Annotated in this window: 19 protein-coding genes; 11 read left to right on the forward strand and 8 right to left on the reverse strand. The window is 63.1% G+C overall.

Annotated elements, in window-relative coordinates; translation table 11 throughout:
* Positions 1–4 precede the first annotated feature (4 nt).
* A complete protein-coding gene (locus tag A6U98_RS29040) occupies positions 5–1,021 on the forward strand; it encodes a hydroxyacid dehydrogenase (protein WP_064654389.1) in 1,017 nt (338 codons plus the stop codon).
* Positions 1,018–2,439 (forward strand): hypothetical protein, encoded by a 1,422-nt coding sequence (locus A6U98_RS29045; protein ID WP_064654390.1) that lies wholly within the window; start codon positions 1,018–1,020, stop codon positions 2,437–2,439. The genes A6U98_RS29040 and A6U98_RS29045 overlap by 4 nt, the downstream gene beginning before the upstream one ends.
* Positions 2,440–3,034: 595 nt before the next feature.
* On the opposite strand, the gene A6U98_RS29050 is transcribed toward A6U98_RS29045, so the two are convergent.
* A complete protein-coding gene (locus A6U98_RS29050) occupies positions 3,035–6,181 on the reverse strand; it encodes an efflux RND transporter permease subunit (protein ID WP_064654391.1) in 3,147 nt (1,048 codons plus the stop codon).
* Positions 6,181–7,281, reverse strand: coding sequence for an efflux RND transporter periplasmic adaptor subunit (locus A6U98_RS29055; protein WP_197496457.1), 1,101 nt, complete (start codon positions 7,279–7,281; stop codon positions 6,181–6,183). The genes A6U98_RS29050 and A6U98_RS29055 overlap by 1 nt, the downstream gene beginning before the upstream one ends.
* Before the next feature lie 208 nt (positions 7,282–7,489).
* Between A6U98_RS29055 and A6U98_RS29060 the strand changes: the two genes are divergently transcribed.
* The 3 genes from A6U98_RS29060 (at position 7,490) to A6U98_RS29070 (ending at position 11,095) form a co-directional block, all read left to right on the forward strand.
* Positions 7,490–8,176, forward strand: a complete 687-nt coding sequence (locus A6U98_RS29060) for a response regulator (protein WP_064654393.1) — start codon at positions 7,490–7,492, stop codon at positions 8,174–8,176.
* A gap of 2 nt (positions 8,177–8,178) precedes the next feature.
* A complete protein-coding gene (locus A6U98_RS29065; RefSeq protein ID WP_064654394.1) occupies positions 8,179–9,477 on the forward strand; it encodes an ATP-binding protein in 1,299 nt (432 codons plus the stop codon).
* A 163-nt stretch (positions 9,478–9,640) separates the two neighbouring features.
* Positions 9,641–11,095, forward strand: a complete 1,455-nt coding sequence (locus tag A6U98_RS29070) for an efflux transporter outer membrane subunit (RefSeq protein WP_064654395.1) — start codon at positions 9,641–9,643, stop codon at positions 11,093–11,095.
* Between the two features lie 17 nt (positions 11,096–11,112).
* On the opposite strand, the gene A6U98_RS29075 is transcribed toward A6U98_RS29070, so the two are convergent.
* Genes A6U98_RS29075 through A6U98_RS29100 form a run of 6 tightly spaced genes read right to left on the reverse strand, consistent with a single transcriptional unit; the run spans position 11,113 to position 18,152 of the window.
* Positions 11,113–11,949 carry a CoA ester lyase gene (locus A6U98_RS29075; RefSeq protein WP_064654396.1) on the reverse strand — a complete coding sequence of 279 codons (837 nt, stop codon included), beginning with the start codon at positions 11,947–11,949 and terminating at the stop codon, positions 11,113–11,115.
* A complete protein-coding gene (locus tag A6U98_RS29080) occupies positions 11,946–12,398 on the reverse strand; it encodes a MaoC family dehydratase (RefSeq protein ID WP_064654397.1) in 453 nt (150 codons plus the stop codon). Before A6U98_RS29080 ends, A6U98_RS29075 begins: the two co-directional genes overlap by 4 nt.
* A complete protein-coding gene (locus A6U98_RS29085; protein WP_064654398.1) occupies positions 12,398–14,263 on the reverse strand; it encodes an acetyl/propionyl/methylcrotonyl-CoA carboxylase subunit alpha in 1,866 nt (621 codons plus the stop codon). The genes A6U98_RS29080 and A6U98_RS29085 overlap by 1 nt, the downstream gene beginning before the upstream one ends.
* Before the next feature lie 7 nt (positions 14,264–14,270).
* Positions 14,271–15,881, reverse strand: a complete 1,611-nt coding sequence (locus A6U98_RS29090; protein ID WP_064654399.1) for a carboxyl transferase domain-containing protein — start codon at positions 15,879–15,881, stop codon at positions 14,271–14,273.
* Positions 15,878–17,023, reverse strand: coding sequence for an isovaleryl-CoA dehydrogenase (locus A6U98_RS29095; RefSeq protein WP_064654400.1), 1,146 nt, complete (start codon positions 17,021–17,023; stop codon positions 15,878–15,880). The genes A6U98_RS29090 and A6U98_RS29095 overlap by 4 nt, the downstream gene beginning before the upstream one ends.
* Positions 17,024–17,066: 43 nt before the next feature.
* The gene (locus tag A6U98_RS29100; protein WP_064654401.1) at positions 17,067–18,152 is read right to left on the reverse strand and encodes an AraC family transcriptional regulator; all 1,086 of its coding nucleotides are present in this window, start codon (positions 18,150–18,152) and stop codon (positions 17,067–17,069) included.
* Positions 18,153–18,234: 82 nt separating this feature from the next.
* Here A6U98_RS29100 and A6U98_RS29105 point away from each other — a divergent pair, with 82 nt between their 5' ends.
* The 6 genes from A6U98_RS29105 to A6U98_RS29130 all read left to right on the forward strand — a co-directional run bounded on the left by A6U98_RS29105 (position 18,235) and on the right by A6U98_RS29130 (position 24,919).
* Positions 18,235–19,002 (forward strand): 3-hydroxyacyl-CoA dehydrogenase, encoded by a 768-nt coding sequence (locus A6U98_RS29105; RefSeq protein ID WP_064654402.1) that lies wholly within the window; start codon positions 18,235–18,237, stop codon positions 19,000–19,002.
* Between the two features lie 23 nt (positions 19,003–19,025).
* Positions 19,026–20,213 (forward strand): acetyl-CoA C-acyltransferase, encoded by a 1,188-nt coding sequence (locus tag A6U98_RS29110; protein ID WP_064654403.1) that lies wholly within the window; start codon positions 19,026–19,028, stop codon positions 20,211–20,213.
* A gap of 16 nt (positions 20,214–20,229) precedes the next feature.
* Positions 20,230–21,357: an acyl-CoA dehydrogenase family protein gene (locus tag A6U98_RS29115; RefSeq protein WP_064654404.1), complete on the forward strand. Its 1,128-nt coding sequence runs from the start codon at positions 20,230–20,232 to the stop codon at positions 21,355–21,357.
* 63 nt (positions 21,358–21,420) lie between these two features.
* Positions 21,421–22,653: a 3-methyl-2-oxobutanoate dehydrogenase (2-methylpropanoyl-transferring) subunit alpha gene (locus tag A6U98_RS29120; RefSeq protein WP_064654405.1), complete on the forward strand. Its 1,233-nt coding sequence runs from the start codon at positions 21,421–21,423 to the stop codon at positions 22,651–22,653.
* Position 22,654: 1 nt separating this feature from the next.
* Entirely contained in the window at positions 22,655–23,668 is a 1,014-nt protein-coding gene (locus A6U98_RS29125) for an alpha-ketoacid dehydrogenase subunit beta (protein ID WP_027683108.1), read from the forward strand.
* Positions 23,669–23,671: 3 nt separating this feature from the next.
* Positions 23,672–24,919: a dihydrolipoamide acetyltransferase family protein gene (locus A6U98_RS29130; RefSeq protein ID WP_064654406.1), complete on the forward strand. Its 1,248-nt coding sequence runs from the start codon at positions 23,672–23,674 to the stop codon at positions 24,917–24,919.

The raw sequence follows: 24,919 nt of genomic DNA on the forward strand, positions 1-24,919 counted from the left end.
AACCATGAACGAACAGGCTCCCGTTATCGCCGTATTGCTGACCGAAAAAACCCGCCGGATGATGCTGGACGATGCGGCGATGGCCCAGTTGAACGCTCTTGGCGAGGTGCGATGGCCGACTGGCGCCACAATCGACGCCACCGATGTCGACTATCTGCTGCAAGGCGCCACGGCATGTCTCACCGGATGGGGCACGCCGCCCTTCGATCCTGCCGCGCGCCAGCGCCATCCGCAACTCACCCTTGTCGCCCATTCGGCCGGTAGCGTTCGTACACTCGTTCCCGCTCGTCTGTTCGACGATGGCATTCGCGTCACCCATGCCGCCTCGAAAATTGCCGCCTCGGTTGCCGAGTTCGTCGTCGCCGAAGCACTGCTCGCCATGCGCGGCATTCATCGGCTGCATCATGAATTGCGCAGCGGCGGCGAATGGCTCGACGTCCGCGCCGCCGTGCCACAGAGATTGCTGGGCGCCAGAACAGTTGGCATCGTCGGCGCCGGATATGTCGGCCGGGCGGTCATGCGCCTGCTCGTTCCATTCGGCTGCCGCGTGCTGGTCGTCGATCCCTTTCTCCACGATAGCGAGGCTGCTGCGCTCGGCGTTTTCAGCGCTGGGTTGAACGATATGCTGGCTCAGAGCGACGTGATCTCGCTGCATGCGCCTGTCCTGCCTGAAACGCGCCGCATGATCGGCGCCCGCGAACTGGCGCTGCTGCGGCCCGGCACGCTGTTCATCAATACGGCGCGCGCGGAGCTGGTCGATGAGGCGGCACTGCTTGCCGAAATCCGGTCTGGCCGTATCGAAGCGGCTCTTGATGTCTTCGACAACGAGCCGCTGCGTAAGGACAGTCCCTTTCGCGACCCTGCACTGGCCAATGTCACCATTTCGCCGCATGCCGCCGGTCACACTGAGGAGGCGCATTTCGCCCAAGGCCAGGCCATGGTGGACGAGATCGGCCGGCTGCTTCGCCGCGAACCGCTCCATCACGAAGTGTCGCGCACCATGCTCGACCGGATGGCATGATCGTGGACAGAAACATTGGAGGCTCCGTGACGGCGCCCCGCATCAGAATCATCGAGATTGACGCCTTCGAGCGCGACATCAGGCTGCGCCTGCCGTTCCGCTTTGGTGCGGCAACCCTCGAAAAAGCGCCGCAAGCCTTCCTCAGGGTCCGCGTCGAGGATGAAGAGGGGCGAACCGCCCTTGGTGCGGCCGCCGAGATGATGGTGCCGAAATGGTTCGACAAGAACCCGGCCTTCACGCCGGCGCAAAATGTCGATCAGTTGCGCACCTCGATCCGTACCGCTGCGGCTGCTTCGCTCGAACCGTCTGCGCCGGCGACATTGTTTGCCGCCGCCCGCCTGAACGAGATGGAGACCGTGCGGCGCCTGCCTGGAAATCCATTGGCCGCCTGTTTCGGCCCTTCGCTCATCGCCCGCGCCGCGCTCGATGCCTATTGCCGCCTTGCCGGCATTTCCTTCTTCGAGGCGGTGCGGGGCAATCTCGTCGGCATCGGCGGCCCCATGCTGCCCGACGATATCGACGCGGATGCAGCCTTGGCGGTGCTTTCCGATCTCCGTCCTGCAGGCTCGATCTCGGCCCGTCATACGATCGGGCTTCTCGATCCGATCAGCGAGGGCGATATCGTCCATCCCATCGGTGACGGCCTGCCGGAAAGCCTCGAGGCGGTGATTGCGCGCTATGGCAACCGTTGGTTCAAGATCAAGCTGTCAGGCGCGATTGATGCCGATATCGACCGCCTGACCAGGATCGCCGCCGTGCTGGACCGCATGCCCGACTATCGGGTGACGGTCGATGGCAACGAACAGTTTGGCGCCGCCCAACAGCTCGCCGCTTTGCTGGCGCAAATCGAGGCGATGCCGCGGTTGGCGAGGTTGCGCGCGGCCATTGCCTTTGTCGAACAGCCGTTCTCGCGGGCAATCACCATGGACACGCCGCTGGGGGATCTCGCGGCGAAATTGCCCTTCCTGATCGATGAGAGCGACGACGGCGACGGCGCCTTCGCGGGCGCCAGGCGGCTGGGATATACCGGCGTCTCCTCGAAAACCTGCAAGGGCATTTACCGCTCGCTCATGAAGGCGATCCGCATCAGAACCGGAACGGTGCCGGGACTGTTCCTCTCGGGCGAGGATCTGACCTGCCAGGCGGGACTTGCCGTGCAGCAGGATCTGGCGCTGGTCTCGCTGCTCGGCCTCTCCCATGTCGAGCGCAACGGCCATCACTATGTGGCCGGCATGCAGGGAGCGCCGCAGGCGGAGAAGGCGCGCTTTGCCGCGGCCCATCCCGATCTCTACGAGCAGGGTGCTGAGGGACCGTTGCTGTCGATCCGCGACGGCCGGATCGCCATCACTTCGCTCGGGGCGATCGGCTACGCGAGCGGCGCCTTGCCCGATTTCGAAGCCATGACGCCATTGTCATGACGCCCGGCAAGGTTCAGGATGAGATAGGGCGTGCTGCCCTGTTGAACTTTTCGATCTGTCCGGCAAACGCGCCCTGATCACCCGGAGCATCGATCACCCCGTTCCTCCAATTGAAATGTCTTCCAATAGAGCATCACGCTCTATTCGAACGTTTTCTGCGCGGCCTGATTGGATCCCGGGACTTAAGAGAGCAGCAATCGAGATATAATTTTTTGAATCAAGCTTCAGCAACCACCGCCAAATCTCGGCAAATATGACTTTCCGCTCCGCGAAGCGGCAACGCAGAATATTTCGATGTGCCTTGGACACACGACACTCCGGATTGAGCTGAGGTCGAACTCTAATAGCTGTGCAGATGTTAAGCGCGGTTAAGGAAGTGTAAAGTTTGGTAAAGGTTCTTTCTGTGACGCAGCGAGATACGCTGTTGGCAGAGAAGATGCAGGACGCGCAGGCGGCGCGAGGCCGCCTGCGGGGGAACACGTCCCGCGGTCTCGTTCCGGGGGAGGGAAGTCGACCGAAGAGGTTGCCATCAAGGTCGCCGGGCGTCGCCCGTATCGGGCGCTGGACAATCTAGCCAATAGTTCACCGAAAGCAGTCATCTCTGACCTTGCCCTCGCTTCGAAAGCTCGGGCTTGAAGGTGATCGCCGCACGATCGTTGGATGCCTGCGGTTCCGAGTCGGCGGTATCAGGCCCGGCCCGGCGCACAAGGCGCTTGAGCGCCTCGTTGAGGTCGTCGACGAAGGTGAAGATGACGGGGATGACGATGAGGCTGAGCAGCGTCGACAGCATCACGCCGCCGATCACCACGATCGCCATCGGCTGCCGGAAGCTGGAATCGCCGCCTGTCAGGCTGAGAGCGACCGGAAGCATGCCGAATGCCATGGCAATGGTGGTCATGATGATCGGCCGGGCGCGCTTGTGGCAAGCGTCCACGAGCGCATCGAACCGCGACATGCCCTGGCCGCGCGACATGATCGCGTATTCGACGAGGAGGATGGAGTTCTTCGTCACCACACCCATGAGCATGAGCAGCCCGATGACCGCCGACATCGAGAAACTGGTTCCGGTCATCACCAGCGGCACCAGCGCGCCGCCGAGTGAGAGCGGCAAAGCCATCAAGATGGTCAACGGCTGCAGGAAGTCGTGGAAGAGCAGGACGAGGACGGCGTAGATGCAGAACACGCCGATCGCCATTGCAAGGCCAAAGCTCTGGAACAGCTCCGAACTGCGCTGAAGTTCGCCCTGTTCGACAAGAGTGACCCCCGGTGGTAGACGCCGGAGCGCCGGCAGAGCCTGCGCCTCACGGTTGACGTCGCCCAGGATGCGGCCGTTGAGCTCGACGGAAAGCGTGACATTGCGCATCCGATCGATGCGGTCGATCTCCGACGGGCTGCCGCCGATCCGGATATCGGCGATCGATCCGAGATCGACATTGCCGTTCGTTCCAGCGACCCGCATATTCTTGATGTCGTCGAGCTTGGTGCGCGTCTCGGGGCTGAAGCGGACGACGATCGGAACCTGGCGCTGCGGCAGGTTGAGCTTTGGCAAATCGGCGGAGTATTCCCCGTTCGTCGCCACGCGCACGGCCTCGGCGATGGCGCTCGACGTCACCCCGAGCGCTGCTGCGCGGGCGAAGTCGGGCGTGATCTGGATCTCCGGCGCCTGCCTGGCTGCGGTCGACGTCACCGCGCCGATGCCCTGCAGCGTGCGCAGCTGCTCTTCGAGTGCCGTGCTTGCACTGTCAAGCGCGTTCGCGTCGTCGCTGGCAAGGGTGATCTCCAGCTTCGTGCCGTTGCCGCCGCCGCCGACCGCGACCCGCACACCTGATAGGACCGAGAGAGCCTGGCGGATGTCGTTTTCGATTTCCGATTGTTTGCGATCGCGCTCGCCGATGGGCGACAGCACAGCGACGATCGTCGCGGATCCGACGCTGCTCGTGGTGCTCGAGTCGGGGCCACCGCCCGAGGATGCGGAACCGACCGAAGAAAAGACATGTGTCACGTCCTGGAGCTTGCCGACGATATCGGCGGCCTTCGTGGTGGTGGCGTGCGTCTGCTCGATAGTGGCACCCGGCTGCATGGTGAGCGTGATCTGAGCTCGCGCGTCGTCGGAAGCGGGCAGGAAGCCGGATTTCAGGAGTGGGATGGTGGCAAGCGAAAGCGCGACGACGACGGCAGTCACTGCCACCGTGGTCTTCCTGCGGTTCATGGCGGCTTTCACGATTGCCAGATAGGCGCGCATGACGAGGCCATCCTTTTCCTCGGTCGGATGAGCCTTCATGAAATAGGCGGCCATCATCGGCGTCAGCAGGCGTGCGACGACGAGCGAGACGAGGACCGCCACCGCGGCGGTGATACCGAACTGGCGGAATATAAGTCCCGGTATGCCGCTCATGAAGGCCGTCGGCAGGAAGACCGCGACCAGCGTGAAGGTGGTTGCGATGACGGCGAGCCCGATCTCGTTGGCCGCCTCCAGAGCGGCGTCGATCGGCCGCTTGCCCATCTGCAGGTGGCGGGCGATATTCTCGACCTCGACGATGGCATCATCGACGAGGATGCCGACCACGAGCGACAGCGCCAGCAAGGTGACGATATTCAGACTGAAGCCGGCCAGGTACATGACGAGGAACGTCGGTATGACCGACAGCGGCAGCGCCACGGCCGACAGGATCGTCGCACGCCAGTCCCGAAGGAAGAGCCAGACGACGATGATCGCCAGGATCGCCCCTTCGTAGAGCATGTGCATCGACCCATCGTAGTTGTCTATGATCGGCCCGATCGTGCTGTAGGCCTCCTCGATCTGCACATTGGAATGCTTGGCTGCGAACTCCTTCATAGCCTTGTCGACATCGTCCGCGACACCGCTGTCCGAAAACCCGTTCGAGCGCTTGATCTCGACCGCGACCACCGGTTTACCGTCGAGATAGGCCATCGAGGAGCGCTCCGCGAAGCTGTCCGTGACGGCTGCGACGTCGTCGAGGCGAACCTGCTGCCCGTTGGCCAGGGGAATTCTAAGCTCCTTTAGAGCGTCGACCGATGCCACGGCGCCGAGCGTGCGCAATGTCTGACGGGTGCCGCCAATCTCCCCAAGGCCGCCTGAAGTATCGGCCTGAACCGACTTCAATTGCGCCGACACAGTGGTCGCCGTGACGCCGAATGCGGCCATCGTTGTCGGATCGAGGTCGACGTGAACCTCGCGATCGACACCGCCGATGCGGTTGACCTGTCCGACGCCCGGCACCGACAGGAGCGCCTTGGTCAAATCGTTGTCGATGAACCAGGAGAGCTCGGTTTCATTGAGGGCCGTAGACCGGATGGCATAAGTGACCAGCGCCGAACTCTGCACGGTGACTTTGGTGACGCTTGGCGTCTGCATCTGCGCCGGCAGATCGGCTTGCGCGCTGTCGACGGCGTTGCGAACCTCGTTCAGGGCCGTTTCGCTGTCCTTCTCCAGTTTGAAGGAGACACTGATCGACACCGTGCCGTCGGTGATCGTCGTGGTGACGTGGTCGAGATAGCTCAACGAGGCAAGATTGTCCTCGATCGTGCGGGCGACCTCCGTCTCGAGCTGCGCAGGTGCTGCGCCATCAAGCGTCGCGGTAATTTTGATGGTCGGGAGGTCCATATCGGGGAAGTTCTGGACCGGCAGATGCTTGAAGGCCAGCAAACCGCCGACGGCAAGCATCGCAAAGAGCAGGATTGCCGGTACGGGATTGCGGATCGAAAATGCGGAAAAGTTCATCAACCTTCTCCCGCAATCTTCACGAGATCGTTGTCGGACAGGAACGCTCCGCCCGACGTCACCACTTTCATCGACTTATCTATGCCGGAGACGATCTCGACTTCGCCGTCGTTGCGGCGGCCGGTCTCGACCCGCACCCGCCTTACCCGCTTGTCCTCGCCGGCGGTGAAGACGTAGTTTATGCCGTCACGGAAAACGATCGCGGTCTCCGGAACCGTCAGTGCCAGCGTGGTCCTCAGTTCAATGGTGCCGGTGACATAAAGACCGGTGCGCGGCTGAACGTTCGGGGGAAGCGCGACATAGACGATCGCCCGGCTTGTATTGGTGTCGATCGAAGGTCCGACGAGTCTCACCTTTCCCTGAATGGGACGTCCGTCCGGCCCGTCGATGTCGACGCTCAATCCTTCGGAGATGCGTGAAAGGTAACGGGCCGAAACCTCGGCCTGCCATTCGATCCGCTGTTGGCGGACCAGGCGAAACAGTTCGGTGCCCGACGAGACGACCGCGCCGAGTTCGGCCGATCGCGAGGTTATCAGGCCGTCGTCGACGGCCGTGACGGTTGTCTGGTCGAGCTTGATCTTCTGGCTGTCGAGCGCCGCCTCTTCAGACGCAAGACTTGCCGTCGCCGTCTGTTCGTCGGCGAAATATTCGACAATCTTCTCATCCGAAAGGGCGCCCGAAGAGCGAAGCTGGCGAGCCCGATCGGCATTGGCCTTCGCCTTTGTCAGGTTTGCCTTAGCGGTCACGACAGCCGCTTCCTGCTTGCGAAGGTCGGCCTGCACGCTGTCCTGCGACAGCCGCACGAGGGTCTGCCCCTTCTTAACCACGGAGCCGACGTCGGCCAGGATTTCGGTTACGCGCAGGCCACTCGTCTCAGAAGCGATGATGGCTTCCTGCCAGGGCTTCAGCCAGCCGCTTGCGGGAACGGTTTCCGGCCAGTCCCGCTCAGCCGGCGTCACCAGCGAGACGGTAAGGGCGGGTGCGGCGGATTGGTCCGCCATCGCATCGCGCAGGGGAAGCAGGAGCGCTGCCGCAACAAGAGCAGCAGCGAATATTCTGGGCGGTTTTCTCAACGATGCACTCCTTGAGGTCAAAGGCATGGGTGCCTTTTCCCGATCCGTGCCAACTCGATGAAGGATTGCGGCTCATGTTGAGGCAACCCGATCCTGGCTCGCGGTGATGTCATGGAAGGATAAGTAACGGGGTGAACGTTAAGTGCGGTCAAGTTAGTGTTAAGTTAGGTAAAACTCGCTCATGCGACTGTGTTTGTGCTGTAAGGCTCACAAGGATCAATGACGGACGAAGTGAATGAACAAGGTTCTCCTCATCGACGACGATGCCGAGCTGACGACGCTTCTGCAGGAATATCTGGTCGAAGAAGGATATGAGGTGGTCACGGATACGGACGGTCGCGCCGCGATTGCCGCTGCTGCCGGCAACACGGTCGATATTATCGTGCTCGACATCATGATGCCTCGGATGAACGGGATCGAGGTTCTGCAGAGGATCAGGAAGCTCAGCCAGGTCCCGGTCCTGATGCTGACCGCAAGGGGCGATGACGTCGACAGGATATCGGGTCTCAATCTCGGCGCGGACGACTATGTGCCGAAGCCATGCTCGCCGGGCGAACTTGCGGCGAGGTTGCGCGCCATCCTCCGTCGGGCAGGTCAGCCTGCGGCCGGCGCGACGACCGACACGATCAGGGCGGGAAAACTCGTGATTCATCCGAGCAGCAGGATCGCCGAATGGCGTGGAGAAACCTTGGATCTGACCGGCACCGAGTTCAGCCTGATCGAGGTGCTTGCCCGCAGCGCCGGCCAGCTCGTGTCGAAGCAGGACATTTCGAAGCGGGCCTTCGGCAAGCCGCTGACCCCGTTCGATCGCCGCATCGACGTCCATATCAGCAGCGTTCGCCAGAAGCTCGGACTGAGGGAGGACGGACAATCCTGGATCCAGTCCGTTCGCGGCCAGGGCTATCAACTACTTGTGGACTGACCATGCCCCGGCTTTTCTGGAAATTTTTCGCGACGATCTGGTTGACGCTTGCAACGACGCTCACGGTCATCATCGTGATCGTCAACCTCTTTCAGATCCCGCCGCCTGGCCGCGATCGGGAATACCAGGAGCGAGCGATCATTCTGAAGCTGACGGCGAATGTGCTCGCAAGGGATGGGGAGGACGCCGCAGCGCGCTTCATCCGCACAAGTGAATATACGGTGCCACTAGGCCTGACGCTTTCGAAAACCATGGAGTCGCCTGCGTGCGGAGACGAGGGCAGGGCAGAGACGAAGTCCATTCTGAAGGACGGAATTTGCTATCGGATCTCCGTGGCGCCAGAAGCGAACTTCCTTCTCAACATTGCGGACAACCTGGCGCTGCTGGTGCCTTGGCTTTCGATTTTCGTTTCGAGTACGGTCGCTGCCGCCGCACTCGCCCGCTATCTCATTCGACCCGTCGTACATCTGCGCGACGGCCTGAGCGCGCTCGCCCATGGCCGCTTCGACTTCCGTATCGGCAACCAGATGGCCGGCCGAAAGGATGAAGTCACCGCACTGGCGCACGACTTCGATTCCACTGCCGCGCGGCTTCAGGAGCTTCAGGATGCGCAGCAGAGGTTATTTCATGACGTCTCCCATGAATTGCGTTCGCCCCTGTCCCGTCTGCAGGCCGCCGTCGGCGTCCTTCGGCAAAGCCCGGCCAAACTCGGCGCCATGCTGGATCGGATGGACCGGGAGGTCGAACGGCTCGACGCGCTGGTCGGCGAAGTTCTGACGCTTGCCAGGCTGACCGCGGGCTCCGGCCTGCCGCTGAAGACCCAGGCCCTGGATGTCATCGAGCTCCTCAACGAAATCCTCGGCGACGCGGCATTCGAAGCCCAGGCACGGGAGGTCTCGATCACAACCAGTGTCGAGGGCACCTTCCGCGCCGAGGTCGAAGGTGAGCTGATCTACAGGGCGCTCGAAAACGTTGTCCGCAACGCCGTCAAATACACGGCCGAGCATTCGCACATATCAGTGGCTTGCGAGGCGACGACCGACCGCCTCAAAATCTGTGTCACGGATCAGGGGCCAGGTGTCAGGCGAGACGAACTCGAACGGATCTTCCAGCCGTTCTCACGTGGTAAAGAGGCTGTGCCAAGAGGCGGATACGGCCTGGGTCTGGCCATCACCAGGCAGGCGGTCGAACGCCACGGCGGGCGTGTGCATGCGTCATTGCCGGATGCCGGAGGCCTGGAGGTCACCCTGGAGCTTCCCAGGAAGCCGATACCCTATGGCTTGGCGGACGGCCAAACCTGATCCGGATCACGCCACGAAGCGTGCGCCGGATGAGGCCGCTCAAGCCGGCGAAACCGAGATGTGGCCTCTCCCGGGATTTTACCTAACTTTACAGTGTCTTTACCGCCATTAACGTTGGCGCCGCTAAGCCTGGACCTACGATCCCGGTTCAGAAAGCTCGCCAGTGAGTCCGTCGCTTTGCACAAGAATATCATCCCTCCGCTACGCCACATCGGCACTCACGCTTTTGGTGGCGGGCTGCGTCAGCGGCCCGGATCACGTTCCCCCACAGATGCCGCTTCCTGCTAAATTCCAACAGGGCGGGACCAAGAGCAACGGCGATGTCGTGACGGCACAGTGGTGGACGGCCTATCGCGACAAGCGGCTCGACGGCCTGGTGGCCCACGGCCTCAGCGAGAACCTCGATGTGCTGCAGGCGCTCGAGAGCATCAACTCGGCTTCCGCGAATGTCACGGTTGCCGGCGCCGGCGGCCTGCCGAGCCTCAGTGTCGACGCATCGCACACGGTATCCGGCGAGAAGGGGCGGCTCCGCACGACGGTCGGCACCGAAAATACCACAGGCGGCGAGGCCAGCCTTTCCTGGCTGCTCGACTTCTTCGGCCAGTACCGTCGCTCGAAGGAGAGTGCCATCGCCTCGCTGGGGGCCGCCTATGCAACGGCCGACAATACAAAGCTCACCTTCCTGAAAGACCTGGTCGAGAGCTATATCGACGCCCGTTATTACCAGGAGCGCATCGCGCTTTCACAGGCGAGCTTGAAATCCCGCCAACAGACATACGAACTGACACAGCTGCAGCTCAAGGCAGGTGCGGCCTCTCGCCTCGACGTCGTTCAGGCCGAGGGCCTGGTACAGTCGACAAAGTCCGACATTCCCGGCCTCGAACAGAGCTTCACCGAGTCAGCCCATCACATTGCCACTCTGCTCGGGATGCCGGCGGCCTCGCTGATGAACGAGCTGCAGAAAAGCGCCGGCCAGCCGGTTTTCCGCGGCGACATTCGCGCCGGCATTCCGGCCGATCTCATCCGCAACCGTCCCGATATCCGCAAGGCTGAACGCGATCTGGCGGCAGCCGTTGCCGATATCGGCGCTGCCGAAGCCCAGCTCTACCCGTCGATCTCGCTCTCCGGTTCGATCTCGCCGAGCTGGGTCAAATCATCCGGTGCCAGCGGCGGAACCCTGACCAGCTGGTCTTTCGGACCGACGCTCAACCTGCCGATCTTCGATGGCGGCAAATTGCGTGCGAATGTCGATATCGAAAAATCCGATGCCAAGACCCAGTATCTCGCCTGGAAAGAGGCGGTGCTGAACGGGGTCGAAGAAGTGGAAAACGCCCTGTCTGCAGTCCGCCGCGACACGCAGACACTGGGACCGCTGCGCAGGCAGGTGGAAACGGCCCAGGAATCACTCGCACTTTCGACCACGAGCTACAAGGATGGAGCTTCATCTCTGCTCGATGTCCTGGACGCGCAACGTTCGGTCTCCGATGCCCAGGCAAGCCTTGCGGCCACCGTACAGCAGGTTGCTAAGGACTATGTGGACCTCTACGTCGCCATTGGCGCCGGCTACCTGACGCAACAAGGGCAGAATGCTCCCGAGCGAACGGCGAAGTCAGGCTAATTGGCGGAGCATTTGCTCTATCGCCCAGCCACATCGAGAATGCGGATCGCGAGCTTGAGATGCGGCAGGTCCAGCATGCGTCCGTCGAGCTGAATGACGCCTGCGTCGGGCCTGGCGGCGAAGGCGGCGGCGACTTTCTCCGCCCAGGCGATTTCGGATGCATCCGGCGTGAAGGCGTGATTGATCACTTCGACCTGGCATGGATGGATGGCCATCTGGCCTGAAAAGCCGTCGCGCCGGGCGCGGCCGACATAGGCCCTCAGACCGTTGAGATCACGGAAATCGGGATAGACGGTGTCGATTGCCGGAACGGCGGCGGCATGGGCTGCGAATAGAGTGAGCGAACGGGCAAGCTCGTAAGGTGGCGTATAGCGGCCATCCGTCCTGCGCGCGGTCGTAGCCCCCATCGCGGCGGGCAGATCCTCCGCACCCCATGTCAGGCCGCAGAGGCTGGTCGAGACATCCCGGTAGCTGCCGATCTCGAAGATCGCGGATGGCGTTTCGGTTGCGATCGGCAAGATGGGAATTGCAGATGCAAGAGAGCCTGCGAGCTTCAGCACCGAAGCGGCACCCTCGGCCTTCGGCAGCACGATCGCGAAAGGATGAAGGCCGCTCAAAGCGGCAAGGTCGTCTTCGAATTCTGGCGAGGTGAGGGGATTGATGCGGATCAGGAGAGCGGTCTCGCCGGCATGATGCAAGACGAACTCGTGCACGCTCTCGCGCGCTTTCGGCTTGTTTAAAGGCGCAACCGAGTCTTCCAGGTCGAGAATGACGGCGTCGGCGCCTGAGGCGAGCGCCTTCTCGAAACGCTCCGGCCGGTCACCGGGCGCAAAGAGCAGCGAGCGCAGCCTCATGACGGCTTCACCTTCAGCATTGCCGTGCGCAGGCATTGGCAGACGATCTCGCCGCGCTGGTTAAGCGTGATATGCCGGAAGGTGACGATGCCGGCATCGGGGCGGGAGTTCGAGCGACGCAGTTCCATCACCTCGGTTTCCACCCACAGCGTATCGCCGATGAAGACCGGCTTTGGCATCGTCACCTTGTCATAGCCGAGATTGGCGACGAGCGTGCCGAGCGTCGTGTCGCCGACCGAGAGGCCGACGGTGAGCGCGAAGGTGAAGGTGCCGTTGACGACGATGCGGCCGAATTCGGTGCCGGCCGCATAGTCGGCATCGAGATGCAGCGGCTGCGGATTGTGGGAGAGCGTCGTGAAGAGCAGGTTGTCGGTCTCGGTGACCGTGCGGCGGATATCATGGGCGATGCGGTCGCCGACCACCCATTCGTCGAAATAGCGACCGGCCATCAATCCTGCTCCTTCATGACGCTGACGACGAGCTGGTTCTCCGTGACCCTGGCGCCGGTGGAAACCTGCAGTTTTCCGACAATGCCGTCGAAGGGCGCACGCAGCGAATGTTCCATTTTCATCGCTTCGACCGTCAGCAGGCGGTCCCCCTTGGCGACACGATCGCCTTCGGCGACATCCACCGAAATGACGAGGCCGGGCATGGGTGACAGGATCGCGCCATCGCCGGCACCCTGACTTGCCTCGACTTCACTTGCGACGGGCAAGCTGATCGGCCAGGCATTGCCGGCGTCGAAAAGCACCGTCGTTTCACCGATCGTGACGGTATTTGCCTCAAGCTCCCGACGTGATTGCCCCCAAAGGAGGTGCTCGCCGATACGGATGCGCACCCTGTTGTCATCCGCGCCGGCGATGCGGAACCCGGTGAGCGCGGTCCAGGGATCACCATCCATATTTCTTGAAAGCAGGGTGGCCGCGGTGTCGATCGCGATTTCGCTCGGATCCATCGCCACCAGGCTATCTCCGTGGCGATCGAGAAAGCCGGTATCGATCCGAGCTGCGCAAAAATCCGGATCGACGGCGATGCGGGCAAGCAGGCCGGCATTGGATTTGACCGGCCAGACCTCGATACCTGCGCAGGCGGCTGCGAGCTTCGAAAGTGCGGCCTCGCGGTTCGGCCCATGGGCAATGATCTTGGCGATCATCGGATCGTAGAAGGCGGTGATCTCATCGCCCTGTTCGACGCCGCTATCGACACGGACAGACCCCGGCAGGCTGAGATGTTCAAGCCGGCCGGTCGAGGGCAGATAGCCGGCGGCAGGATTTTCGGCATAGAGCCGGGCTTCGAAGGCCCAGCCGTTCATGGCGATCTCGTCCTGCATTTTCGGCAAGGGCTCGCCGCTAGCGACCGTCAACTGCCAGAGCACCAGATCCTCGCCAGTAATTGCCTCGGTGACGGGATGCTCTACCTGCAGGCGGGTGTTCATCTCCATGAACCAGATGCGATCTTCGCGAAGGCCTTCCGAGGCATCGGCGATGAATTCGATGGTGCCGGCGCCGACATAATTCACCGCTCTTGCGGCTTTCACCGCCGCATCGCAGATTACTGCCCGCGTGGCGGCATCGAGACCGGGGGCAGGGGCCTCCTCGATGACCTTCTGGTGACGGCGCTGCAGCGAACAATCGCGTTCGAACAGATGAACGCAATTGCCGAACATGTCGGCGAAAACCTGCACCTCGATATGGCGCGGATTGGCGATGTAACGTTCAATCAGAACGCGGTCATCGCCGAAGGAGGCGGCCGCCTCCCGGCGGCAGGAGGCGAGAAGTTCGGCGAAATCTTGCGGGCGCTCGACGCGGCGCATGCCCTTGCCGCCGCCGCCGGCGACGGCCTTGATGAGCACGGGATAACCGATGGTATCAGCCTCAGCCGCCAGCCTCTCTCCGCTCTGGTCCGGCCCGAGATAACCAGGGGTCACAGGCACCCCGGCCGCCTGCATCAATTCCTTAGCGGCATCCTTGAGACCCATCGCACGGATGGCGGCAGGCGGCGCGCCGACCCAGATGATCCCGGCTTTCTCCACCGCTTCGGCAAACTCGGCGTTTTCCGAAAGGAAGCCGTAACCGGGGTGGATCGCCGCAGCGCCTGTTTGCCGGGCGGCCTCCAGGATGCGTTCCTGCGAGAGATAGCTTTCGCGGGCCGGCGGCGGGCCGATGGCGATCGCCTCATCCGCTTCCCTGACGTAGGGCAGGCCGGCATCGGCCTCCGAATAGACGGCGATGGTGCGGATGCCGAGCGCTTTCGCCGTGCGGATGATGCGGCGGGCGATTTCGCCCCTGTTGGCAATGAGAAGGCTTTCCATCATCGGCGCCTCACATCCTGAACAGGCCGAAGCGCGGCCCTTTCGGGATCGGCGCATTCAGGCAGGCGGAAAAGGCAAGGCCCAGCACCTCCCGCGTCTGGCGCGGATCGATGATGCCGTCGTCCCAGAGGCGGGCGGTGGCATAATAGGGATTGCCCTCGGCCTCGTAGCCGGCGCGGATCGGCGCCTTGAAGGCTTCCTCCTCTTCAACAGGCCAATTCTCACCGCGCGCCTCCATGGAGTCTCGGCGTATGGTGGCAAGCACGGAGGCCGCCTGTTCGCCGCCCATCACGCTGATTCGGCTGTTCGGCCAGGTGAAGAGAAAGCGCGGGCGATAGGCGCGGCCGCACATGCCGTAATTGCCGGCGCCGAAGCTGCCGCCGATGATGACGGTGACCTTCGGCACGGTAGCCGTTGCAACTGCCGTCACCAGCTTCGCCCCATCCTTGGCGATGCCGCCGGCCTCATAACGGCCGCCGACCATGAAGCCAGAGACATTCTGCAGAAACAGCAAAGGTATGCGGCGCTGGCAGGCGAGCTCGATGAAATGGGCGCCCTTCAGCGCGCTTTCGGAGAAGAGAACGCCGTTATTGGCGATGACGGCGACGGGCATGCCCCAGATGCGGGCGAAGCCGCAGACCAGCGTGGTGCCGTAGAGCGGCTTGAACTCATGCAGTTCCGAACCATCGACGATCCGGCCGATGACCTCGCGCACATCATAGGGCGAGCGCACATCATCGGGGATGAGGCCGCAGAGATCCTCGGCATCGAGTTTCGGCGGCTGTGGCTGCCTGATGTCGATATCGACCGATTTCACACTGTTGAAGGTGGCTGCGATATCGCGAACGAGCAGCAGTGCATGTTCATCACTCTCGGCGACATGATCGACGACGCCGGAGCGGCGGCCATGGGTTTCGGCACCGCCGAGCTCTTCAGCCGAGATGATCTCACCGGTCGCGGCCTTCACCAGCGGCGGGCCGGCCAGGAAGATCGTGCCCTGATTGCGCACGATGACCGTTTCATCGGACATGGCGGGCACATAGGCGCCGCCTGCGGTGCAGCTTCCCATCACGCAAGCGATCTGTGGTATCCCCTCGGCCGACATCTGCGCCTGGTTGTAGAAGATCGCGCCGAAATGGTCGCGGTCGGGAAAGACTTCGGCTTGATGCGGAAGATTGGCGCCGCCGCTATCGACCAGATAAAGGCAGGGCAGCCGGTTCTGCAGGGCGATCTCCTGCGCCCGCAGATGTTTCTTCACCGTCAGGGGGTAATAGGCGCCGCCCTTCACCGTCGCATCATTGGCGACGATCATCACCTCGCGGCCGGAAACGCGGCCGATGCCTGATATGATGCCGGCGCCGGGCGCCTCGTCATCATACATGCCATTGGCCACCAGCGTGCCGATCTCCAGGAACGGGCTGCCGGCATCGAGCAAAAGCTGGATGCGGTCGCGCGGCAGCAGCTTGCCCTTGCCGGTATGGCGCGCGCGCGCTGTTTGCGATCCACCCTCGCGCGCTTTCGCCGAACGATCGCGGAGCTCGTCGATAAGCGCGTTGTTCTTGCTAGCATTAGCCTTGAAACTGTCGCTGTCGCGGTCGATCGCCGTCGAAATCACCGTCATGATGCAATGAGCTCCCGGCCGATCAGATAACGGCGGATCTCGTTGGTGCCGGCGCCGATATCGTAAAGCTTGGCGTCGCGCAAAAAGCGTTCGACCGGCCATTCCTTGGTATAGCCGGCGCCGCCGAGCGCCTGGATCGCTTCCAGCGAGACCTTCACGGCATTTTCGCTGGCAAAGAGGATCGCAGCAGCTGCATCCGTGCGCGTCGCGCGGCCGGCATCGCAGGCCCGGGCGACGGAATAGACATAGGCGCGCGCCGAATTCAGCGCGACATACATGTCGGCGATCTTGCCCTGCATCAGCTGGAAATCACCGATCGCTTTGCCGAACTGTTTGCGATCGCGCACGTAGGGCAGCACGACGTCGAGGCAGGCCTGCATGATGCCGAGCGGTCCGGCGGCAAGCACGGCGCGCTCGTAATCGAGGCCGGACATCAGGATCTTCACGCCTTCTCCCTCCCGGCCCATCAGCGCCTCGGCCGGCACCGCGCAATCCTCGAAGACCAGTTCGGCCGTGTCGCTGCCGCGCATGCCGAGCTTGGAGAGCTTCTTGGAGACGCTGAAACCGGGCAGGCCCTTTTCGATGACGAAGGCGGAAATGCCTTTCGGGCCGGCTGCGGGATCGGTCTTGGCATAGACAACAAGCACATCGGCATGCGGCGCGTTGGTGATCCAGAACTTGGTGCCGTTCAGGATATAGCGATCGCCCTTTTTCTCGGCGCGCAAGCGCATGGAGACGACATCGGAACCGGCGCCGACCTCCGACATGGCGAGCGAACCGACATGTTCGCCGGAGATCAGCTTCGGCAGGTGGCGGCGCTTTTGTTCCGGCGAGGCCCAGCGGCGGATCTGGTTGACGCAGAGATTGGAATGGGCGCCGTAACTGAGCCCCACGGAGGCCGAGGCGCGCGAAATCTCTTCCATGGCGACGACATGATCGAGATAACCAAGACCGGCGCCGCCGAATTCTTCTTCGACGGTGATTCCATGCAGGCCGAGCGCACCCATCTCGGGCCAGAGCTGGCGTGGAAATGTGTTGCTTTCGTCGATCTCCGCAGCCAGCGGAGCAATATGATCGGCGGCAAAGCGCGCCGTCGTTTCACGGATCGCATCCGCGGTTTCGCCGAGCGAAAAATCAAACATGGCACTCCTCCCGCTGAAATATGTAGCGCGGGTTGCGGCCGGGTCAAAGTGCCCTTAATCGCAATGGCTCATCCAATTGCGAGAGAGCTTCCTCCCGCCGAAAGGCTTCGGGGCTCTTGCCCATCCATTTCCGAAAGGCCCGGAAGAAGGCGCTCGGCTCGGAATAGCCGAGCTGCACGGCAATCTCACCGATGGTCTTCGATGTGTTCAGCAGCAGTTCGACGGCGAGATCCCGGCGGATGTCGTCCTTGATGGCGGCATAGCTTTGTCCCTCGTCGTGCAGGCGGTGGCGAAGCGTGGAGGGCGGCATACGCATATCGGCGGCAAGCTCGGTAAAGCGCGACCAGGCAGCAGGCGCGGCCAGATTCAGGCGGCGGCGGACGGCGGCGGCGATACCGGCATCATAGCGATAGCGCACCAGAATATTGGCGGGCGCGCCGCGCAGGAACTGTTTGAGCGCCTGTTCGCTGCGTGCCACCGGCAGGTCGAGCAAGGCGCTGTCGAAGCCGAGCCGGCTGATGGTTTGCGAGAAACGCACTGGCGCGCCGAAGAAGAGCCGATAGTCGGCGCCTTGTTTGGGCTCCGCGCAGCGGAAATCGACGAGCCGGATCGGAATGCGCCGGCCGACCAGCCAGCAGGTGATGCCGTGCAGGATGATCCAATAGGTGCGATAGGCGAAGGCTGAACGCGGGCCGCCGGCATCCGTGAGCTTGACCTCGGCCAGGCCGTCGCGGATGACGAGCCGTCCCCTGGGATCGTCGAGCACGACATCGAGGAAACGCAGCGCTCGGCGAAGGGCGTGGCCCAGCGTCGGCGCATGCAGCACAGAGTGGCACAGCAGCGTGAAGCTGCCGCCGCGCATCGGTCGGCCGCCCATACCGAAGAATTCGTCGTTGAGCTCGGCGGCGATTGCCAGCCAGAGCGCGCCATAGGTCTCGGCCGACACCGGTTGATCGACCAGCGGCGGTAGTCCCACACGCGCAAGAATAGGCTCTGTCGGTTTGTCCAGCCGCCGCAGGCTGTCGAGGGCCTCCTCGACAAAGGCCGGTGCAATCATGCGTCGCTCGATTTCGGCCATCGCGCCCTCTTTATGGCAAAACTGTCCGAAATAATGGAGCAGTTCTGTCATCGCTTGCAATAGGCCGACGGCATAGAATCCTCTTATTCGGCTGAGCCTGGAGGAGGCGCAGTCGGTAGGGAGGAACAGATCCATGCTGATCCGAGGTGCAAGCTTCATCGTGACCGGCGGAGGCTCCGGCCTCGGCGCGGCAACAGTGCGCATGCTTGTGGAGGCGGGTGGACGGGTGACAATCGCCGATCTCAACGCGGAAGCCGGTCAGGAAATCGCCCGGGAATTCGGAAGCGATGCCCGGTTCGCCAAGGCCGACGTGACCGATGGCGAGGCGGGGGCGGCGGTGGTTGCCGCTGCCGTCGAAGCCTTCGGCGACTTGCGCGGATTGGTGAATTGCGCAGGCGTCGCACCGGCCGAAAAGGTGATCGGCCGCGACGGGCCGCACCGGCTGGAGAGTTTTGCCCGCACGGTCAGCATCAATCTCATTGGCACATTCAATATGGTCCGGCTGGCAGCGGCGGCGATCCAGACTACCGAGCCGGATGCGGAAGGCGAACGTGGCGTCATCGTCAATACGGCCTCGGTTGCCGCCTTCGACGGCCAGATCGGCCAGGCAGCTTACGCCGCCTCCAAGGGCGGGGTGGCGGCGATGACCTTGCCGATCGCCCGCGAGCTTGCTCGTCACGGCATTCGCGTGATGTCGATCGCACCCGGCATTTTCGAGACACCGATGATGGCTGATATGCCGGCCGAGGTTCAGGCAGCACTCGGCAAGAGCGTGCCCTTTCCACCGCGGCTCGGTCGGCCGGCGGAATTTGCCGGGCTCATACGCCATATCTTGGAAAACAACATGCTGAACGGCGAGGTCATCCGCCTCGACGGCGCATTGCGGATGGGCGCGCGGTGAGCGCTACGCCCGAAGGAGGAAAGATGGTTTTGCAGGATCCCATCGTCATCGTTGGTGCGGCGCGCACCCCGATCGGCAGCTTTCAGGGAGAGCTGAAGGAGGCGACAGCGCCGGAGCTGGGAGCAACGGCGATCCGCGCGGCGCTGCAGCGCAGCCGCGTCGAGGCCGATGCGATCGAGGAGGTCGTCTTCGGTTGCGTGCTGCCGGCCGGGCAGGGGCAGGCGCCGGCGCGCCAGGCGGCGATCCATGCCGGTCTGCCCTTTGCGACTGCGGCGAGCACCGTCAACAAGATGTGCGGCTCAGGCATGAAGGCGGTGATGATGGCGCATGACCTGATTGCCTCCGGCAACGCCTCAGTGGCGATTGCAGGCGGCATGGAAAGCATGACGAATGCGCCCTATCTTCTTGACAAGGCCCGTGGCGGCTACAGGCTCGGCCATGGGCGTGTCGTGGATCACATGTTCCTCGACGGGCTGGAGGATGCTTATGACAAGGGGCGCTTGATGGGCAGCTTCGCGGAGGATTGCGCCGAGGCCTATCAGTTCACGCGCGAGGCGCAGGACAACTACGCCATCGCCTCGCTGACGCGGGCGCAGAAGGCGATTGCCGAAGGCTGTTTCGAAAGCGAGATCGTACCGGTCACGGTGAAATCCGGCAAAGCCGAGCAGGTGGCGAGCCGCGACGAACAACCCGGCAAGGCGAAGCTCGACAAGATTCCGACGCTGAAGCCCGCCTTCCGCGACGGCGGTACGGTGACCGCCGCCAATTCCAGCTCGATTTCCGATGGTGCGGCAGCCCTGGTGCTGATGCGCCGCTCCGAGGCGGAGCATCGCGGCCTGAAGTCGCTTGCCACCATCCTTGGCCATGCCACGCATTCGCAGGCGCCCAATCTTTTCGCCACGGCGCCGATCGGCGCGCTGCAGAAACTGTCCGATCGCACCGGCTTGCCGCTGTCGGAGGTCGATCTGTTCGAAATCAACGAGGCTTTCGCCGTCGTCGCCATGGCGGCGATGCGCGATCTCAACCTGCCGCATGAAAAAGTGAATGTGCATGGCGGCGCCTGCGCGCTCGGCCATCCGATCGGCGCCTCGGGAGCCCGGATTCTGGTGACGCTGCTTGCAGCACTGGAGCGATACGACCTGAAGCGCGGCATGGCCGCGCTCTGCATCGGCGGCGGCGAGGCGACCGCCGTTGCCATCGAACGGCAATAGGAAAGGGAGAGAACAGATGATCCTTTCCGACCTCCAGCAGCAGATCTCAGATCTCGCCCGCGACTTTGCCCGCGACCGGCTGGCGCCGGGGGCGGCCAAACGCGACCGGGAGCATCTCTTCCCGCGTGAGGAATTGAGGGAAATGGGTGAACTCGGGCTGCTCGGCATGCTGGTGCCGGAAGCCTATGGGGGATCGGATACCGGCGTGGTCGCCTATGCCGCGGCGCTGGAGGAAATTGCCGCGGGTGACGGGACGTGTTCGACGATCATGAGCGTGCATAGCTCCGTCGGCTGTGTGCCGATCCTGAAATTCGGTTCCGAGGAGCAGCGGCAGCGCTTCCTGCCGAAACTTGCCAGCGGCGAATGGATTGGCGGCTTTGCGCTGACCGAGCCGCAGGCCGGTTCCGATGCCTCGAACCTGAAGACCCGCGCGCGGCGTGATGGCGACCACTACGTGATCGACGGCTCCAAGCAATTCATCACCTCGGGCAAGAACGGCAATGTCATCATCGTTTTTGCCGTCACCGATCCCGACGTCGGCAAGAAGGGCATCACCGCCTTCATCGTGCCGACGGATACGCCGGGCTACGAGGTGATCCGCATCGAGGAGAAACTTGGACTGCATTCCTCCGATACCTGCCAGATCGCCTTCAATAGCATGCGCATTCCGGCAGAACTCAGGCTTGGCGCGGAAGGCGAGGGCTATCGCATCGCCCTCGCCAATCTCGAGGGGGGAAGGATCGGCATCGCGGCGCAGGCTGTCGGCATGGCGCGGGCGGCCTTCGAGGCCGCGCGCGACTACGCCAGGGAGCGCACGGCCTTCGGCAAGCCGATCGTCGAGCATCAGGCCGTTGCCTTCCGCCTTGCCGATATGGCAGTGCGGATCGAGGCGGCGCGGCAGCTTGTATTTCATGCCGCCTCCCTCAGGGAGGCCGGGCTGCCCTGCCTGTCGGAAGCTTCGATGGCGAAGCTCTTTGCCTCCGAGATGGCCGAGCGCGTCTGCTCCGACGCGATCCAGATCCATGGAGGTTATGGCTACATGGCCGACTATCCGGTCGAGCGCATCTACCGCGATGTGCGCATCTGCCAGATCTATGAAGGAACGAGCGACGTGCAGCGCATGGTGATCGCCCGCAATCTATAAGAACCACATCCGGCCCTGCTTCCGGAGGGGGAGCAAGGCCGGCAAAGGGAGGAAAGAAAAAGCATGGTGGATTCCGCTCGGTTGAGCCTGCATGTTCCCGAACCCGCCGTTCGTCCCGGCGGTCAGCCCGATTTTTCCAACGTCAAGATTGCCAAGGCCGGCTCCGTGCCGCGGCCGGAGGTGGATGTCGCATCCGAAGATATCCGCGACCTCGCCTATTCCATCATCCGCGTGCTGAACCGCGATGGTGAGGCGGTCGGTCCCTGGGCAGGGTCGCTCTCCAATGAGGAGTTGCTGACCGGGCTTCGCGACATGATGAAGCTGCGCGCCTTCGACGCTCGCATGCTGATGGCGCAGCGGCAGGGCAAGACCTCCTTCTACATGCAGCATCTCGGCGAAGAGGCCGTCAGCTGTGCCTTTCGCAAGGCGCTCGAGAAGGGCGACATGAATTTCCCGACCTATCGCCAGGCAGGCCTGCTGATTGCCGACGACTATCCGATGGTCGAGATGATGAACCAGATCTACTCGAACGAGAGTGATCCCCTGCGCGGCCGGCAATTGCCGATCATGTATTCGTCCAAGGAACACGGCTTCTTCACCATCTCGGGCAATCTCGCCACCCAATATGTGCAGGCCGTCGGCTGGGCGATGGCCTCGGCGATCAAGAATGACAGCCGCATTGCCGCGGCCTGGATCGGCGACGGATCGACGGCGGAATCGGATTTCCACTCGGCGCTCGTTTTCGCCTCGACCTATAAGGCGCCGGTCATTCTCAACATCGTCAACAATCAGTGGGCGATCTCGACTTTTCAGGGCATCGCCCGCGGCGGCTCCGGCACCTTCGCTGCCCGCGGCCTTGGCTTCGGCATTCCGGCGCTGCGTGTCGACGGAAACGACTATCTCGCCGTCCATGCCGTCGCCCGCTGGGCGGCGGATCGCGCGCGGCGCAATCTCGGCCCGACGCTGATCGAATATGTGACCTATCGCGTCGGCGCCCATTCGACCTCCGACGATCCGAGCGCCTATCGGCCCAAGACGGAATCGGAGGCCTGGCCGCTCGGCGATCCCGTGCTGCGGCTGAAGAAACATCTGATCGTCAAGGGCGCGTGGTCGGAGGAACGGCATGTGCAGGCCGAAGCCGAAATCATGGACGAGGTGATCGAGGCGCAGCGCCAGGCTGAGGCGCATGGCACGCTGCATGCCGGCGGCAGGCCTTCGGTGCGCGACATTTTCGAGGGCGTCTATGCTGAGATGCCGCCGCATATCCGCCGCCAGCGGCAGAAGGCGGGGTACTGACATGGCCAGAATGACGATGATCGAGGCCGTGCGAAGCGCCATGGACGTGTCGATGGCACGCGACGACAATGTCGTCGTTTTCGGCGAGGATGTCGGCTATTTCGGCGGCGTCTTTCGCTCGACGCAGGGCCTGCAGGCAAAATACGGCAGAACGCGCTGCTTCGATACACCGATCAGCGAATCCGGCATCGTCGGTACGGCCATCGGCATGGCGGCCTATGGGCTGAAGCCCTGCGTCGAAATCCAGTTCGCCGATTACATGTATCCCGCTTATGACCAGCTGACGCAGGAGGCGGCGCGCATCCGCTACCGTTCCAATGGCGATTTCACCTGCCCGATCGTGGTGCGCATGCCGACCGGCGGCGGCATCTTCGGCGGCCAGACGCACAGCCAGAGTCCGGAGGCACTTTTTACCCATGTCTGCGGGCTGAAGGTGATCGTGCCCTCCAATCCCTATGACGCCAAAGGCCTGCTGATCGCGGCGATCGAGGATCCCGATCCTGTCATGTTCCTGGAGCCGAAGCGGCTCTATAACGGCCCCTTCGACGGCCATCACGAGCGGCCGGTGACGCCCTGGTCGAAACACGACCTCGGAGAGGTGCCGGACGGCCACTACACCATCCCGATCGGCAAGGCTGAAGTGCGGCGCGTGGGATCGGCGGTGACGGTGGTTGCCTACGGCACCATGGTGCATGTGGCGCTTGCCGCAGCCGAGGATGCCGGCATCGATGCCGAGGTGATCGACCTCAGAAGCCTGCTGCCGCTCGATCTCGACACGATCGTCAACTCGGTCTCGAAGACGGGTCGCTGTGTCGTCGTGCATGAGGCCACCCTGACGTCCGGCTTCGGCGCTGAAGTCGCGGCGCTGGTGCAGGAGCATTGCTTCTATCATCTCGAAGCGCCGGTCGTGCGCGTTGCCGGCTGGGACACGCCCTATCCGCATGCGCAGGAGTGGGACTATTTCCCCGGTCCCGGCCGTGTCGGGCGGGCGCTTGCCGAAGTCATGGAGGCCTGAGCCGTGGGCGAATTCATCATCAAGATGCCCGATGTCGGGGAGGGGGTCGCCGAGGCCGAGATTGTGGAGTGGCACGTGAAGACAGGAGATCCCGTCCGCGAGGACATGGTGATCGCCGCCGTCATGACCGACAAAGCCACCGTGGAAATTCCGTCTCCCGTCAATGGCATCGTCATATGGCTTGCCGGCGAGGTCGGAGACCGCATCGCGGTCAAAGCCCCGCTGGTGCGGATCGAGACGGCGGGAGATGTCGGCGAGGCTCAGCCGGCGCGGATTTCGCAGACGCCTGTTGCCGAAGCCGCCAAGCCCGAGATCGCAAAGCCGGCTCTGGTAGCGCCGGCGCCTGCGGTGACACCAGTGCCGGCGGCGCCGGCGGCGGAAAAGCCGCTGGCCGCTCCCTCCGTGCGGCTCTTTGCCAGGGAAAGCGGTGTCGATCTCAGGCAGGTGCAGGGGACAGGACCGGCCGGGCGTATCCTGCGCGAGGATATCGAGCAATTCCTGACCCCTGGTACCGCTCCCGCTGCGGTCAAGAACGGTTTTGCCAAGAAGACGGCGACTGAGGAGATCAAGCTGACCGGCCTGCGCCGCCGCATCGCCGAGAAGATGGTGCTTTCCGCCTCGCGCATTCCCCACATCACCTATGTGGAGGAAGTGGATATGTCCGCGCTCGAGGAGTTGCGCGCCACAATGAACGGCGATCGCAGGCCTGATCATCCGAAGCTGACGGTTCTGCCCTTCCTGATGCGGGCGTTGGTCAAGGCCATTTCCGAACAGCCCGACGTCAACGCCACTTTCGACGACGATGCCGGCATCATCACACGCTATAGTGCCGTGCATATCGCCATCGCCACGCAGACGCCGGCCGGTCTTACCGTGCCGGTGGTGCGGCATGCCGAAGCCCGTGGCATCTGGGATTGCGCCGCCGAGATAAGCCGGCTGGCGGAAGCGGCGCGCTCGGGTACTGCGACACGCGATGAGCTGTCCGGCTCCACCATCACCATCAGCTCGCTCGGCGCGCTCGGCGGCATCGTCTCGACACCCATCATCAATCATCCTGAGGTGGCGATCATCGGCGTCAACAAGATCGCCACGCGACCGGTCTGGGACGGCACGCAGTTCGTGCCGCGCAAGATGATGAACCTCTCCTCCAGCTTCGATCATCGCATCATCGACGGCTGGGATGCGGCAAACTTCGTGCAGCGCATCCGCACGCTCATCGAAACGCCGGCGCTCATTTTTATCGAAGGCTGA

The organism is Rhizobium sp. WYCCWR10014 (assembly GCF_001657485.1).
Classification (GTDB): Bacteria; Pseudomonadota; Alphaproteobacteria; order Rhizobiales; family Rhizobiaceae; genus Rhizobium.